The sequence below is a fragment of the Demequina sp. NBRC 110055 genome, assembly GCF_002090135.1.
Classification (GTDB): Bacteria; Actinomycetota; Actinomycetes; order Actinomycetales; family Demequinaceae; genus Demequina.
Window position 1 is genome coordinate 50,628 of the sequence record NZ_BBRL01000010.1, and the last position, 14,867, is coordinate 65,494.

Annotated in this window: 15 protein-coding genes and 2 tRNA genes; 2 read left to right on the forward strand and 15 right to left on the reverse strand. The window is 66.7% G+C overall.

Going from position 1 to position 14,867, the window contains the following annotated elements; all coding sequences use genetic code 11:
• Positions 1-20: 20 nt before the first annotated feature.
• From pdxT to B7K24_RS11505, 14 genes are all read right to left on the reverse strand, one after another.
• Positions 21-605: a pyridoxal 5'-phosphate synthase glutaminase subunit PdxT gene (pdxT, locus tag B7K24_RS11445; protein ID WP_144268279.1), complete on the reverse strand. Its 585-nt coding sequence runs from the start codon at positions 603-605 to the stop codon at positions 21-23.
• On the reverse strand, positions 602-1,177 hold the full coding sequence (locus tag B7K24_RS11450; protein WP_234986691.1) for an NUDIX hydrolase: 576 nt from the start codon (positions 1,175-1,177) through the stop codon (positions 602-604). Before B7K24_RS11450 ends, pdxT begins: the two co-directional genes overlap by 4 nt.
• An 8-nt stretch (positions 1,178-1,185) precedes the next feature.
• Positions 1,186-2,094: a pyridoxal 5'-phosphate synthase lyase subunit PdxS gene (pdxS, locus tag B7K24_RS11455; RefSeq protein ID WP_084130479.1), complete on the reverse strand. Its 909-nt coding sequence runs from the start codon at positions 2,092-2,094 to the stop codon at positions 1,186-1,188.
• 48 nt (positions 2,095-2,142) lie between these two features.
• Positions 2,143-3,273 (reverse strand): glycosyltransferase family 4 protein, encoded by a 1,131-nt coding sequence (locus B7K24_RS11460; RefSeq protein WP_144268280.1) that lies wholly within the window; start codon positions 3,271-3,273, stop codon positions 2,143-2,145.
• Positions 3,270-4,169: a phosphatidylinositol mannoside acyltransferase gene (locus B7K24_RS11465; RefSeq protein WP_084130481.1), complete on the reverse strand. Its 900-nt coding sequence runs from the start codon at positions 4,167-4,169 to the stop codon at positions 3,270-3,272. The genes B7K24_RS11460 and B7K24_RS11465 overlap by 4 nt, the downstream gene beginning before the upstream one ends.
• Entirely contained in the window at positions 4,166-4,795 is a 630-nt protein-coding gene (gene pgsA / locus B7K24_RS11470; protein WP_084130482.1) for a phosphatidylinositol phosphate synthase, read from the reverse strand. The genes B7K24_RS11465 and pgsA overlap by 4 nt, the downstream gene beginning before the upstream one ends.
• Positions 4,795-5,346, reverse strand: coding sequence for an HIT domain-containing protein (locus B7K24_RS11475; RefSeq protein ID WP_307182512.1), 552 nt, complete (start codon positions 5,344-5,346; stop codon positions 4,795-4,797). The genes pgsA and B7K24_RS11475 overlap by 1 nt, the downstream gene beginning before the upstream one ends.
• Before the next feature lie 3 nt (positions 5,347-5,349).
• Positions 5,350-7,344, reverse strand: coding sequence for a threonine--tRNA ligase (thrS, locus tag B7K24_RS11480; protein WP_373994169.1), 1,995 nt, complete (start codon positions 7,342-7,344; stop codon positions 5,350-5,352).
• A gap of 127 nt (positions 7,345-7,471) precedes the next feature.
• Positions 7,472-8,662: a phosphotransferase gene (locus B7K24_RS11485; protein ID WP_084130484.1), complete on the reverse strand. Its 1,191-nt coding sequence runs from the start codon at positions 8,660-8,662 to the stop codon at positions 7,472-7,474.
• A gap of 65 nt (positions 8,663-8,727) precedes the next feature.
• Positions 8,728-9,321: a thymidine kinase gene (locus tag B7K24_RS11490; RefSeq protein ID WP_084130485.1), complete on the reverse strand. Its 594-nt coding sequence runs from the start codon at positions 9,319-9,321 to the stop codon at positions 8,728-8,730.
• A 246-nt stretch (positions 9,322-9,567) separates the two neighbouring features.
• Complete coding sequence (locus tag B7K24_RS11495; RefSeq protein ID WP_084130486.1) at positions 9,568-11,883, reverse strand: DUF4062 domain-containing protein; 2,316 nt, start codon at positions 11,881-11,883, stop codon at positions 9,568-9,570.
• Between the two features lie 326 nt (positions 11,884-12,209).
• Positions 12,210-12,334, reverse strand: a tRNA-OTHER gene (locus tag B7K24_RS13490).
• A gap of 74 nt (positions 12,335-12,408) precedes the next feature.
• On the reverse strand, positions 12,409-12,840 hold the full coding sequence (locus B7K24_RS11500; RefSeq protein ID WP_144268281.1) for a hypothetical protein: 432 nt from the start codon (positions 12,838-12,840) through the stop codon (positions 12,409-12,411).
• A 21-nt stretch (positions 12,841-12,861) separates the two neighbouring features.
• Positions 12,862-13,329, reverse strand: coding sequence for a hypothetical protein (locus B7K24_RS11505; protein WP_144268282.1), 468 nt, complete (start codon positions 13,327-13,329; stop codon positions 12,862-12,864).
• Between the two features lie 260 nt (positions 13,330-13,589).
• Here B7K24_RS11505 and B7K24_RS11510 point away from each other — a divergent pair, with 260 nt between their 5' ends.
• Both B7K24_RS11510 and B7K24_RS11515 read left to right on the forward strand, forming a co-directional pair.
• Entirely contained in the window at positions 13,590-14,021 is a 432-nt protein-coding gene (locus B7K24_RS11510) for a hypothetical protein (protein ID WP_084130489.1), read from the forward strand.
• Between the two features lie 244 nt (positions 14,022-14,265).
• Positions 14,266-14,769 (forward strand): tyrosine-type recombinase/integrase, encoded by a 504-nt coding sequence (locus B7K24_RS11515; protein WP_159449237.1) that lies wholly within the window; start codon positions 14,266-14,268, stop codon positions 14,767-14,769.
• Between the two features lie 21 nt (positions 14,770-14,790).
• Here the strand turns inward: B7K24_RS11515 and B7K24_RS11520 are convergent.
• Positions 14,791-14,865, reverse strand: a tRNA-Val gene (locus B7K24_RS11520).
• Positions 14,866-14,867: the final 2 nt, after the last annotated feature.

Below are 14,867 nucleotides of genomic sequence, written 5' to 3' on the forward strand. Positions count from 1 at the left end.
TTGCGGTTCGCCACGGCGGTCTAGATGAGGTCGAGCAGGCGCTGGTGGACGCGCGGCTCGTCGGAGATCTCGGGGTGAAAGGCGGTCGCGATGCGCACGCCGAACTGCACGGCCACCGGGTGGGTGGTGCCGTCGGCGCCGTCCGCCGTGGCGAGTACCTCGACACCCTCGCCGTAGGACTCGACCCACGGCGCGCGGATGAACGTGGCCTGCATGGGCGAGCCGTCGGGCAGCCACGTGAGCGACGCCTCGGCCGAGTCGACCTGACGCCCGAACGCGTTGCGCCGCACCGTCATGGGGATCGCCTCGAGGGTCTGCTGGCCCTCGATGCCGTCCACCAGGTCCGTGGCGAGCAGGATCATGCCGGCACACGAGCCCAACACGGGCAGCCCCGCCTCGATCCGCGCGATGAGCGGCTCACGCAGATCGAAGGCCCTGAGCAACTTGTCGATGGTGGTCGACTCGCCGCCGGGCAGGATGATTGCGTCGACCTCGTCGAGCTCGCGCGGGCGGCGCACCAGCGTCACCTCGGCCCCCAACGCCGTCACCGCCGCCGCATGCTCGCGCACGTCGCCCTGCAGTGCCAACACTCCTACCGTCGTCACTCGCTGACCTCTCCCAAATCCACCGTCTGGCCGTCCCAAGTGAGGAACGGCGCCCAGTCCTCCCGTAGTTGGGCGGGAAACACCTCAATCTCCGCGGCGGCCAGCTCCGCCTGCGTCATCCACACCGTGTCGTCAATGGTCTCCTCCTCGGTGGAGGTCCAGGCGAGACCGGACGCGGGCGTCGCATCGGCCAACTGTGCCACGAAGAACACCTCGTGCTGCACGTACGGGCGCGACTGAAAATCGAACAGAGCCGTGCGGTCCCACACCGGACCGACCAGGGCCTCGGGTGGCACCACGAGCCCCGTCTCCTCGGTCAGCTCGCGCGCCGCGGCCTCCCGCGCGCTCTCCCCCGCCTCGAGGCCGCCGCCGGGCGTGAACCACCAGGACCGCTCGGGGCGGTGCGAGTCGTGCGCCCTCATCATCAGCAGGCGCCCCTCGCCGTCGAGCAAGAGCACGCGGGCACCCTCCCGCTGAATCACGCCCGGCTGCGCCTCACGTCCAAGCTGTACCCCAGACACAGGTACGGCCGATGCGGGGGTCACCCCCGCATCGGCCGTCTGGTCGTTCAAGCCTTCAGTCACCAGCCGCGCTCGGCGAGGCGGTGCGGTTCGGGAACGTCGTCGACGTTGATGCCGACCATGGCCTCGCCCAGTCCGCGCGAGACCTCCGCGATGACCGAGGGGTCGTCGTAGAAGGTCGTGGCCTTGACGATCGCCTTGGCGCGCGAGGCGGGGTCACCGGACTTGAAGATGCCGGAGCCGACGAACACGCCCTCGGCGCCCAACTGCATCATCATCGCCGCGTCGGCCGGGGTGGCGATGCCGCCCGCGGTGAACGTCACGACGGGCAGCTTGCCGGTCTCGGCCACCTCCTGCACGAGCGGCAGCGGCGCCTGGAGCTCCTTGGCCGCGACGTACAGCTCGTCCTTGGGCAGCGACGTGAGGCGCGCGATCTCGGAGCGCAGCGTGCGCATGTGGGTCGTGGCGTTCGACACGTCACCGGTGCCGGCCTCGCCCTTGGAACGGATCATGGCCGCGCCCTCGGAGATGCGGCGCAGCGCCTCACCCAGGTTGGTCGCGCCGCACACGAACGGCACAGTGAACTGCCACTTGTCGATGTGGTGGGCGTAATCGGCCGGCGTCAGGACCTCGGACTCGTCGATGTAGTCCACGCCCAGCGACTGCAGCACCTGCGCCTCGACGAAGTGGCCGATGCGGGCCTTCGCCATGACGGGGATCGAGACGGCGTCGATGATGCCGGAGACCAGGTCGGGGTCCGACATGCGGGCCACGCCGCCCTGGGCGCGGATGTCCGCGGGGACACGCTCGAGGGCCATGACGGCGACGGCTCCGGCGTCCTCGGCGATCTTGGCCTGCTCGGGGGTGACGACGTCCATGATGACGCCGCCCTTGAGCATCTCGGCCATGCCGCGCTTGACCAGATCGGTGCCGACCTGGGGGGTGGTGCTAGGGGCGGTGTCGCTCATGCCTGATGCTTCCTTCGCGTCGTGGTTTCGGGGAGGTGTGTTGCCCGCTCATCGCGGGAACAGTTCCGCGTCCAGTCTAATGGCGTCACGGTACGTCTCTTCGATGCGCGGGGCGACCTGGTGCCAGTCGAAGGTCAACGCGCGGGCCTGTCCGCGTGCGGCGAGCGCCTCGCGGCCGCGCGGATCATCCAGCAGGGCCGTGATGCGCGCGGCCAGCGCGACCGAGTCACCCACGGTGTGCAGCGCCGCGCCCAGCTCGCCGTCGCCGTCGGTCGCCACGTCGCGGAAGGCCTGCAGGTCGCTCGCCACGACGGCGGCGCCGGCCGCCATCGCCTCAACGAGCACGATGCCGAAGCTCTCTCCCCCGGTGTTGGGCGCGCAATACACGTCGACGGAGGCCATGAAGCGTGCCTTCATGCCCTCGTCGAGCTCGCCGACCACCTCGGCGCCCGCGCGCGCGGCGCGCGCGGCCACGCGGTCCGAGAACCGGCCAGCGACGAGGAATCGCGCCCGTGGGTACTTCCTTCGCACGTACGGGATCGCGGCGAGGTACTCCTCGAGGCCCTTGCGTGGCTCGTCCATGCGGCCCAGGATCCCGATGGTCGGGGCATTACGCGTGCCCGTCCACTCGCCGCGCGGCTCCGCTGCCACGTACTCCTCGGTGTCGACGCCGTTGGGGATGATGTGGGTCGCGGAGACGCCCAGGTGCTCCTTGACGGTGCGGTCGGCCGAGGGAGACACCGCAATGCGCGCGTCGAGCTCCTCGTACCCGGGCTTGATGAACGGCTTCGCGATGCGCATCATGCGCGAGTGGTCGTTCGACGTGTGGAATGTCGCGACCGTGGGACCGAGCCGCGCCCACATGGCAATCACCGACAGCGACATCGTGCCCGGCTCATGCAGATGCACCACGTCGAAGTCGCCGTCTCGCAGCCAGATGCGTACGCGCGCGGCCGCGATGGGCCCGAACTTCACGCGCGCCACCGAGCCGTTGTAGTGCACGGGGATGGACTTGCCGGCGATCGACACGTAGTCGGGCACGGCGACACCGGGCGACCCTGGTGCGATGACGGACACGTCGTGGCCGCGCTCCATGAGGATCTCCGCCAGATCCATGATGTGCAGCTGCACGCCGCCGGGGCGGTCGAAGCTGTAGGGGCAGACGATGCCGATCCTCATGCGGTCCACCCGAACCTTTGCAGCATGTGCCAGTCCTCGGGGTGCTCCGCGATGCGGTCCGCCATCCACGAGGCCCAGCGCTGGCTGAGCTCGCTCACCTGGGCATCGCGGGGGGCCGATGCCACACTCGCCGGATCGATCACCGGACCGAAGTGCAGCACCACCCCCCACGGCGAGGCTGCGGCTCGCCGCCGCGCGCCGCTCAGGCGCTCGTAGTACACATGCACCGGGACGATGGGTGCGCCGGTGGCGAGGGCGAGGGCCGCGGGTCCTGGCGCGACCTTCACGCCGCGGCCCCACATCTGCACCTCGACGCCCGAGCCGGACATGTCCCGGTCGGACAGCAGGCACACGAGTGTGCGCTGTGCCTTGGTGATCCGGATCAGCTCGCGGAAGGTCGAGCCGCCCTCATGTCCGAGCACCTGAATGCCGACGCCCTCGCGCATCGCGACAAATTGATCGAACATCTCGCGCGGCTTCAGCACCTCCGCGACCGCCGTGACGGGAATGATGCGCGGCGACGCATAGGCACCGACGAGGTCCCAGTTGCCGCTGTGCGATAGCACGGCGATGGCGCCGGTCGGGGTCGTCTCGAGCAGCTCGCGCACCCCGTCGTACCCGTCGAGGCGCACGCGGGCCTCGACCTGTGACGCGGTGAACCGGTCCAGCGTGAGCGCCTCAGCGTAGTAACGCGAGACGGATTCCAGGCCCCGACGGGACAGCGAGCGGAGGCTGTCGCCCTCGAGACCCGTGACACGGTGCAGGTTGTCCTCGAACCGCCGCACGGCGGTGCCGGGCCGGCGCCAGGCGAGGCGCGCGCCTGCGGCGGCGAGCGAACGGACCGCGCCCACCGGCAGGACGCGCGAAGCCCGCCAGGCGGTCAGCAGCGCGTTCATCGAGTGGCGGCGTCCAGGCGGTGGTCCTTACGGTTCTCCCGCACCACGACCATGGTGCGCTGCACCACGGTGATCGCGGCGGCCGCGGCCAGCAGGTACAGCACCCACGTCAGCACCCACAGCGGCAGGCCCAGCCCCACGAACGCGGTCGCTACCAGGCCGATCACGAGCCGGTCCGAGCGCTCCGCGATGCCGCCCTTCGCGTCGATGCCCAGCCCTTCGGCCCGCGCCCGTGCGTACGGGACGAACGAGCCCAGGGTGAGGCACAGCAGCGCGGCCATCGACGTGGACGGCGAGGTCTCACGGAAGGTCCACACGAGCGCGCCGAAGATGGCGGCATCGGCCACCCGGTCCAGCGTGGAGTCCAGGTAGGCGCCCAGGCGGCTGGCCTTGCCCGACAGGCGCGCCATGGTGCCGTCGAGCATGTCCGTCACCACGAAAAACGTGATGAACAAGACTCCCCAGAACAGGTTGATGCCGCCGCGCGGGAAGAAGAAGCACGCGCCGAACACGACACCGATGGTGCCGATGATCGTCACCGCGTTGGGGTGGACGCCCAGGCGTAGCAGCCCCTTCGCGGGCGCGGCCCACAGCTTGCCCATGAACGGGCGCAGCCATCCGAGCATCAGTCCACCTCACCCCACGCGGACGAGACCTTCGCCCACGTGTCGTCCAGCATCTCGGGCAGCGCCTTGGTCTTGCCGATGATCGGCAGGAAGTTGGAGTCGCCCATCCAGCGCGGCACCACGTGCTGGTGGAGGTGCTCGGCGATGCCGGCACCGCCCACGGCGCCCTGATTCATGCCGATGTTGAAGCCCTGCGTGCCGGACACGGACGCCAGCACCCGCATGGCCTTCTGCGTCAGCACGCTCATCTCGTCGCGCTCGGCGTCCGTGGCGTCGGTGTACCAGCCGACGTGACGGTAGGGGCACACCATCAGGTGGCCGGGATTGTACGGATACAGGTTCAGCACCACGTAGCAGTGCTCGCCGCGGAAGACCACGAGAGCGTCCCGATCGGGCATCTCGAGCTTGGCGCACAGCGGGCAGTCATGCTTGCCCTCATACTCCGGGCGGTCCTTGGCGTCCTCGATATACGCCATGCGGTGCGGGGTCCACAGGCGCTCGAAGCCGTCAGGCTGGCCACCCATCAGCTCGCCGTCGACGAAGTCGGGCACGGGCTACACCTGCGCCTTGGTGCGCACGGCCTCGACGATCCGCGCCACGGCATCGGCCACCGGCACGCCGTTGTCCTGGCTACCGTCGCGGAAGCGGAACGACACGGCGCCGGCCTCGGCGTCCTCACCGCCCGCGATGAGCGTGAACGGGATCTTGTCCTTCGACGCGGTGCGGATCTTCTTGGGGAAGCGCTCGTCGGAATCGTCGAGCTCGACCCGGATGCCCGCGGTTCGCAGCTGTGCCACGACATCGGCCATGTAGTCGTTGAACGCCTCCGCGACGGGGATGGCGCGCACCTGGACGGGCGACAGCCACACCGGGAAGGCGCCCGCGTAGTGCTCGGTGAGGATCGCGAAGAAGCGCTCGATCGAGCCGAACAGCGCACGGTGGATCATGACCGGACGCTGACGAGTGTTGTCGGGCGCGGTGTACTCGAGCTCGAAGCGCTCGGGCAGGTTGAAATCCAGCTGGATGGTGGACATCTGCCACGACCGGCCAATGGCATCGCGGGTCTGCACCGAGATCTTGGGGCCGTAGAACGCGGCGCCGCCCGGGTCGGGCACCAGCTCGAGGCCCGATCCCTCGGCGACCTCGCGCAGGGTCTCGGTCGCCTCCTCCCAGATGTCGTCGTCGCCCACGAACTTCTCGGGGTTCTTGGTCGACAGCTCCAGGTAGAAGTCCTCGAGGCCGTAGTCCTTCAACAGGCCCAACACGAAGTCGAGGGTCTTGGTGAGCTCGTCCTTCATCTGGTCGCGCGTGCAGTAGATGTGCGCGTCGTCCTGGGTGAAGCCGCGGGCCCGGGTCATGCCGTGCACCACGCCGGACTTCTCATAGCGGTACACGGTGCCGAACTCGAACAGGCGCAGCGGCAGCTCGCGGTAGGAGCGGCCACGCGAGTCGAAGATCAGGTTGTGCATGGGGCAGTTCATGGGCTTCAGGTAGTAGTCCTGGCCCTGCTTGGTGACGTTGCCGTCCGCGTCGCGCTCCTCATCGAGGTGCATGGGCGGGTACATGCCGTCCGCGTACCAGTCGAGGTGACCAGAGGTCTCGAACAGCTTGCCCTTGGTCGCGTGGGGGCTGTAGACGAACTGGTAGCCCTCCTCGATGTGACGGTGGCGTGAGTACTCCTCGAGCTCGTGACGGATGATGCCGCCCTTGGGGTGGAACACCGCCAATCCCGAGCCGATCTCGTCGGGGAAGGAGAACAGGTCGAGCTCGGAGCCCAGGCGGCGGTGGTCGCGGCGCTCGGCCTCGGCCAGGCGCTCCTTGTAGGCGACGAGCTCCTCCTTGGTGGGCCACGCGGTGCCGTACACGCGCTGCAGCTGCGGGTTCTTCTCGTTGCCCTTCCAGTACGCGGCCGCCGAGCGCATCAGCGACCAGCCGTTGGCGAGAACCTTGGTGCTGGGCACGTGCGGGCCACGGCACAGGTCGCCCCACGCGCGCTCGCCGTTACGGCGGACGTTGTCGTAGATGGTGATGTCGCCCTCGCCGATCTCCACGGACGCACCCTCGGCGCCGTCGGCGTCATGCGTGAGCAGCTCGCACTTGTAGGGCTCGTGGGCGAGCTCGGCGAGCGCCTCATCGCGGGTGACCTCGCGGCGCACGAACGACTGACCCTCCTTGACGATGCGCTGCATCGCCTTCTCAAGCTTCTTGAGGTCCTCGGGGGTGAACGGGGTCTCGACATCAAAGTCGTAATAGAAGCCGTTCTCGACGGGCGGGCCCACGCCCAACTTCGCGTCGGGGTTGACCTGCTGCACCGCCTGCGCCAGCACGTGGGCGGTCGAGTGGCGCAGCACCATGAGGCCGTCGGGCTCGTCGATGGTGACGGCCTCCACGGTGGCCCCGGCGGGCACTTCGCGGGCGAGGTCCCACAGCGCGCCATTCACGCGCATCACGAGCACCTCGCGGCGCTCACCAAAAAGGTCGGTGCCCGTCGTGCCGGCGGTCAGCTCTCGCTCGTCGCCGTCGATGGTCGCATGCAGGCTGGGCACCAGGGGTCTCCTTGTGGGGGGTCGTGCGCGCGGGTGCGCGCGGTCGGTCCCCACGATGCTACCGACCCGTGTGGGTTCACGGCACCTTCGCGACGCGTCACGACGGCCGATGCCGTGGCCGGCCCGGCGGCTACACGACCGCGGGATCGTGGGAGGCGAGGCGCACGGCCATCTCAGTCCACCGCTCGCGTCGCTCGTCATCGCTGGCGCCCGCGATAAGCGAGACCAGCACCGCGGCGGCGCGCACCCGCAGTTGTGTGCCAGACACGTCACCCGCAAACGTCGTCGTCGCGTCCTCGATGAACTGTGGCACGTCCGGATAGCCCTCCGCATCGAAGGTCGGGAGCGTGTGAAGGTGGGCGAGCATGCACGCGAGGTCGTCGACGCGATAGCCCGGACCCAGCGTGTCGAGGTCGATCAACGCGGCCACCGTCGGGCTCGCGCCGGCCTCGACGAAGACGTTGGCGGCATGAAAGTCGCCATGGGTCGCCACCAGCGGGCCCGGCGGCTCGGCCGTCACCGTACGGACGGCGCGGCGGACCTCGTCGATGCGCACGGCATCGGCGCCCTGAGTGATGGCGGCATCCGCGTAGGTGTCGATCAACTCGGCGGCGCTGCGGCGCCGGTCCATGCGCATGGCGGCCTCGCCGATGGAATCGAGCGCGTCGACGAGGATCCGGGGGTCGACATGTCGCGGCGCGTCGGCCCGGTAGAAGTATTCGGTCAGCGGCAGCCCGGCGGCGCCTTCGATGACCACGATGCCGTCGCCGGCGTCGTAGGCGCGCGGTGCCAGTGCGCAGGCCCCGTGCCTGTCGAGGACTCGCCGGGCGGCGTCGGGGCGCAGCACCTTGACGTAGATGCGTCCACTCAGGCCATGGCTGCTGACATTGGCGCGCAAAACGGCACGGCGCATGGGGCGCAGCACCAGCATCTCAAGGTGTTCTACCGCCGCGTCGCCGATGCCGACGCGGGCCAGGCGCGCCGCAAGAGCGGCGGGCACGCAGGCATCGGCCAATCCCGGCAGGCGCGGGTCGGCGGGGTGACGCCAGACGTGCACCTTGCCCAGCTCGGACTCCAGCCGGACGGCCTTCACGGCGGCGCGTTCGTCGTCTGTCAGATCAATGGTGGAGGCGATGAGGTACTGGCGCTCCCCCGAGGCGACGACGTCATAGGTGGCCGATGTTTCGGCGCCCGGGCGGGCATGCACCGCGTCGAGGCGCCACGAATCCAGGCTCTGCTGGGACGTGGCAAGGGCGGTCGCGAGCATGGCGCCCGCGTCCTCACTCGACAGCACCGCTGCTGCCTCTTCCCCCGTAGCCATGATTCATCGAACCACGCCACGGGGCCGACGCGCCGGATATGGGCGTCTCACCCGGTGTGTCTCGCTCAGGCGTCGTGCCTGATGGGGCCGACCTTCTCGAGGTAGCAGCGCCCGCACAGCGACTCGTACTCGGCCTGCTGGCCGTCGATCGCGACCTGCTCGCCGTGCGCCACGAACTCGCCGTTGATGCGGCGGGCGTTAAGCATGGCCTTGGAGCCGCAGCGGCAGATGGTCTTCAGTTCCTCGATGGAGTGCGCGAGCTCCATGAGGCGGGCCGAGCCGGGAAACGCGCGGGAGCGGAAGTCGCTGCGCAGGCCGTAGGCGAGCACGGGCACACGGGTCGTGACCGCCAGCGTGAACGCCTCGTCGACCTGGGCGGGCTCGAGGAACTGGGCCTCGTCGATGAAGATCGCGTCGACCTCGCTGAGGGGACGCACCTTCTCGATGGCCTCCGTCAGCGACTCGCCGGCGCCCAGCAGCACGTCGACGGGCTTCTCGAGGCCAATGCGCGAGCTCACCGATTCCCCGGCCTTGGTGTCTACGCCCGGCTTCACGATCAGGGGCAGCTGCGCGCGCTCACGGTAGTTGTAGGCCGCTTGCAGCAGCATGGTCGACTTGCCCGAGTTCATCGCGCCATAGCGGAAATACAGCTTCGCCACCGGTGTTACTCCCCTGTTCGAGTGAGGCCTGGCCGGAAGCCTAGTGCCGCATCACTCCGTGACAGCTCGCCCTCGCCCACGGCGGCATGGAAAAGGTCCCGCGGGATCTCTCCGACAGGCCTGGGGTCACGAGCTAGGGCGGTGTTCGCTCGTACCCATTCAGGACAGCGGCCGATGGGGCCCGCGGTCTCCAGAAACCGAGCACGTCGAAGTCCTTGTGGACTGCGACGTCACGACGACCCCGACTCAAAACACTTCCGGGGCTCCAGTCGCCAAACGATCTAGTTCGCAGACGACGTTGTAGTAGTACGAGGATTCAGCGTGAACGTATTCGTTAACAAATGCCGCTTTGTCTGGGATTTTCGGGCCAAGTATTGCTAGGGCGGCAAGCCGCACCCGATGGTCGTCATGTCTCAACAAGTTCGTGAGGCGACGATGGGACGGTGGGCGGTCGCGTTTGCCGAGCTCGACCAACGCCGCGAGGACTAGATCAGGGAACTCGTGGTCAAGCAGCGCGCGGAGCCGAGTAAGTGTCGCGCGCGATACGAGCGCCGCCAATCTCTCTGGATCGTCGCGCCAACGCCACATCGCTGTATCGATAAACAAGGGAATGTCCGAGTCTGCTGCAACCTTCTCTAGCAGCAACAGCGCGTCGTAACTGTGTAGGCGTGAGGACGCCGCAAGCTCGCGCAATCGCATGAGGACCACTTTCGGCGGTGTGGGAAATACGCTAACCAGGTAGTGCAAGGCGCCTAAGACTCCACGTTCCGTGACGAACGTGATCACCTTCTCCTCCGCGCCCGCGTTCCGCAAGCGCTCCAGACGCAGGTTGACCGGCTCGAATGTTCCCGCAAGTACCGCCATCGCCTCGTCGACGTACGCAGGGTCAGTAGCATGAAGCGCGAAGTACTCACCTGGCTCACTCGCGTCCGTGCCCAGACCGAGCTCCTCCATGAGGGGGCCACGAACGAGCGGATTCACGCTTGCGAACTGTACGAGGACTTCGCGGCGCTCCGGTGCTTCCTTGGCTGCCGCCGCCTCGAGAACGAGGGAGACAGAGTGAGCATCGGAGGACTCGAACAACAGCTCGCGCGCGACGTCTTTCCAGGATCTTGCGATGCGGCCGTAGGTTTGACCACCGTCTAGCACCTTGGCGACCAGCTCCTCGGTCCAAGCGCTGCGCGCGGCAATCTCACGCACCGCTGCCGTTCGAGCATCGTCCGCCTGGTAGCCCCGCCCAACGAGGTCGACAAGAACCTCTGTCGAAACTCGCTCCAAAAGGTCGCTACCACACCTTGCGAGCACGCGACGGCTGACCGCGAGCCGTGGATCCAGCGCTAGCAATCCGTCAAGGCTTCGATCGGAGTCGCTTATCGACAACAACGCGTCGCCAAGCTTCGCGATCTGCGGGTCGGCACTCGCTGACAGCTCCGCAGCTATGGGGAGGTCTCCAGCGCGACTCACAACTGCCCAGTAGATAACTAGGTCACCTGAAAGACCTGCCTTCGCCAGAATCGCCCAGTTGCTGGAAGTCGTTTCACCCGACCACAGTACGTCGGGCCGAATTACGTGCGCAGCAAGCAGGCGAAGATAACCGCGCTGGAGTCCCTCGATGTCGAACTCCAGAAAATCGATCGAGCGGTTGCGAAGTCGAGTTTCGACGGCTTCGGCACCAGCCGCAAGCACGAAGGGAATGACGCGATCGCTCGCGTCGCTCGCGCGACCGTGATCGGCAACATAGGCCCAGAACCACGCATCCAACTCCCACGGTGAGAGCTCAGAGGCGTTCGGACGCAGAAAGAGGCGATTGACCACGTGCGTTTGCGGAGCCGATGGCTCTTGTGCAAGCGCGATGGCGAACAGGGCCAGTCGATCGACATCAAGAAGATCATCGACTTGCCCCGTCGAGATCACGTTGGCGAAGGTGCGGAGCAAGCGCGCCATGCCGAAGTCGTCATGCTCTTGCCCCGGTTCAGCTACCGCAGGCGCGCTTGTCGTCGCAACACTGTTACCCGTTGGCTTGGTTGCCTCGTTGTAAGCCCCGTCAGCAGCGCGGTGCATCTCCTCAACAAGTAGCTGTTGGACATTTACCTTGAAGGCATCGATCGAACCGAAGCGCTGGTGAAGGCCCACATGTTCACGCTCTATGTGCTTCCGGAACTCAAGCACCTTTGCGAGATCTGGGCCTGGGTCAGCCACGTGCTCCGGCTCAACGTCCTTGAAGTGGAGCGAAACTACCGGGCTCCCAGTCTCCACAAAGCGACTGATGGCGCGATCAAACTCCTCTGAAAAGCCCGAATGGTCTTCGCGCCCACTAGGCGAGCCCATCCGACGGTGAACTATCGCAATTAGCACATCGCAGTCGTCCACCCAAGGGTTAATTTGGCTCTGCGGCCTGCCGCCACGCGCGACCATCTGCTCAAACTTCCGCACTCCGATGAACACGTTCAAACGATCGCCCAGACTGGAGTTGAGACGCCCAGCCACATCCTCGACGGCTCCGCGCGCGTCGTCTAGCCCGCCCGGACTAGCGACGAAGACTCGCAGCTCCTTCTTTGCCATGCAACTACCCCCGGACCAGCGACGATGCACGCATGCGACGCAGAATAGCGATGATCGGCTGAACTAGGTAGCACTCGCGCCGACGCCGGGCGAAGGTTCGCGGCAGTCGACCCGTCATAATCGCCGACCTATACGGCCATGTGTGCTGCTGCGATTGTCCACCGAGATGTGAGGCCAAATTCCATCGGGGCGCAACTCCACCGTCCGAACTCCGCCCCAGGGACGGAACGGACTTCGCCACCTGCCCGGGGTTCCACGAATGTTCCGGCGAAATACGACGGGCCCAGGTCAGTTTCCCGATTGAGGGCCTTGACCACAGAACGCCTTGGTGGGCGATACTGGGATCGAACCAGTGACATCTTCCGAGTAAATTCCAAGGGGTAGGCTCCGAGTGGCCCGAATGAGTGCCGGTGAGTCGCATGGTATGCGTGATTTACCGAAACCTTCGCCCCGTCGGCACCAGTCAATCCCGTGACATTCCAGGGAGAATGCACAACCAGGTGCAAAACCCCTCGCACTTACGCGCTATGCGAGCGCCCACACTGATGACCCAACGGTCACAACAAGGCCAAGAGTTGCATACGAGCGAGTCCGCCGGTCGTCCACGACGGCTTCCCAGAAACCGATGGGGCCATCTGCATGGTCGTCGTAAGTATCTGTCAGACCCGCTTCCGAGAGTGCCGCAGCCCATTTCGCGTCCGCCGCTTCGCGCGCTTCCTTGAACCGCCTTGAGCGCTCGTCGGACGTAAGTTCTCCTGCCTGCACTCGGTCGTAGTCCGCGTTGTACTGGTCCATCGATTCGTGCGTGTGCTGGGTCCGTAATTGCTTCCGTGTTGCGGCAGCGTCTTTGAACGCCACCGAAGTGCGGTGAGCACGCTCTCCGGCTTCGAAGATCAACAACCCGCCGAGGACGAACAGCAGCGTTTGAATAATCGTCGGCGATGCCTCGGGAATCACGATCACACTCCGTCGTGCCTGCTAGCGGCAATTCACCTCGGACATCTGTATTCGTGCAGCGCCGCTCTCAAACGACGTGAAGTGCATCACGGCATGGTCACCGGCACCGAGATTCTGAACGCTGTCGTTGGCCCAGTCGATGACAACGCCGTTGGAGTTCTCAATATTGGCCTCGACGTACAGACTTGAACAGCCGTTGATGGCGACCACCTCGATGACCGAACACACACCGCGCGAATACCCACAGTCGGTGTAGTTGGCGTCGCCCTGGTCTAGGAACTTCGAGTACACGGTCCCGGAGGTATTCAGGTTTGTGAACCCGGCACGCTCCAACTGCGCGATCTCGGCGTCCTGAGCCTCAGCCTCGGCGCTCATCTCGGCCCGGAAACTCGCGAGTGCGGCAGACTCCTCTCCGCTGGTGGACTCGCTCGCGCAACCCACCAGCAAAGTCGAAGCGAGCACCAGCATCGCCAAAGTCATCTTCTTCAAAGCAATCCCCTCAATCGAGACTCCCCCGTCTCATTGCTGAGAAGGCTATCAGCGCGACTCTTGTGCACTCAGGGCGGTGCGCATGCGTTGTCACCGCAACGCCCCGCCAGGTGTAGGAGCCGTGCGGGACGTGTCCCGGGGATGGCCCGTTCGGGCGCCTGTGTCCGTAGGGATGCAGTTGCCGCAACCCTGAGGGGAACCGATACGGCAACCTGTGACGGACCGGCCCACAGTGGCCCAGCGCGCGGGCGTGCCCGGGGGTGTTCAAGGACCCCAAGCAAGGCAGGCGGGGTTTCTACCTGTCTAGGGGGGTCGACGCGTTCGGCAAAGGCCTCCAGGTCCGTAAGGGCAACTTCCCGACCAAGCGGGAGGCCCAGCGCGCCCACGCGGCCGCCAAGGGGTCCCACGACACAGGCACGTTCGTGCAGCCGTCAGCCGTGAAGCTCGCGGACCCCAAACGCGAGTGGCTAGGCATGAAGGTGAAGCGCGATTGGATCCAGCCGTCAACGGTGTCCAGGTACAAGCGCGTCATCGACAAGGACCTGATGCCGCCAAGTCTGGCAGCGATGAACGTCACGGACCTCACACGCCGGGACGTGAAGGGGTTCCTGGATGGCCTGGCTCGGGGCCTGGAGACGCTGAAGGGCATCGGTCAGGTGCTCCACGGGGGTCCTCGCGGCGGCCGCGGATGACCAGTTGATCGTGGTCAACCCGGCGGAGCGGCTTGCGCTGCCCAAGTCCAAGCGCAAGCGCCGGGAGTTCTGATCCCCGGAGGAGGCGGGCCTATTCCTGGACGTGGCTTCCCGGCATCGCCTGGGGAAACTGTTCGTGGTGGCGATGTTCACCGGGCTACGTCGCGGGGAGGGCGCGGGCCTGACGTGATCGGACATCGACCTCACGGGACGCACCGAAGCTTTCCGGCGCACGCTGGTGATGGTGGACGGGCAAGTGGTGGAGTCCATTCCCAAGACGGACTCCGGCCTGCGAGTCATCGACCTGGACGACTCCACGGTGGCCGCACTCTTGGCGTGGCGTCTGTCGCAGGAGCAGGAGCGGGAGATGGCCGCTGAAGCCTGGCGCAAGTCGGGGCGCGCGTTCACGATGGAGGACGGCCGCGCGCTGTCACCTGACTACGTGTACCGACTGTCCTGGAAGATGCAGGTGAAGGCGAAGGTGCCTCAGATCGCGTTCCACAGCCTCGGGCACGAGCACGCAAGTCAAGTGTTGGAGCCCGATGTACCCATCGGCGCGGTGTCCAAGCGCCTGGGCCACGCGAGCATCGGCATCACGTCGGACCTATACTCCCACCTCATCGGCGACGCGTCCCGCGAGGCAGCCGCGAAGACATCCAGCCTGGTACCTCGCACCCCTCGTGCACAGCAGGTGCACAACTCGGAGGCCTCGTCGGAGACGACGAAAGCCCCGGCACCTCTCCGCTAGGAGTGATACCAGGGCTTTCCCTGGTGGGCGATACTGGGATCGAACCAGTGACCTCTTCCGTGTGAAGGAAGCGCGCTACCCCTGCGCCAATCGCCCTG

Coding starts and splice junctions, on each gene's coding strand:
- pdxS (WP_084130479.1), bottom strand. CDS start 2,094: ATGAGCGACACCGCCCCTAGCACCACCCCCCAGGTCGGCACCGATCTG.
- B7K24_RS11460 (WP_144268280.1), bottom strand. CDS start 3,273: ATGAGGATCGGCATCGTCTGCCCCTACAGCTTCGACCGCCCCGGCGGC.
- B7K24_RS11465 (WP_084130481.1), bottom strand. CDS start 4,169: ATGAACGCGCTGCTGACCGCCTGGCGGGCTTCGCGCGTCCTGCCGGTG.
- pgsA (WP_084130482.1), bottom strand. CDS start 4,795: ATGCTCGGATGGCTGCGCCCGTTCATGGGCAAGCTGTGGGCCGCGCCC.
- B7K24_RS11485 (WP_084130484.1), bottom strand. CDS start 8,662: ATGGCTACGGGGGAAGAGGCAGCAGCGGTGCTGTCGAGTGAGGACGCG.
- B7K24_RS11495 (WP_084130486.1), bottom strand. CDS start 11,883: ATGGCAAAGAAGGAGCTGCGAGTCTTCGTCGCTAGTCCGGGCGGGCTA.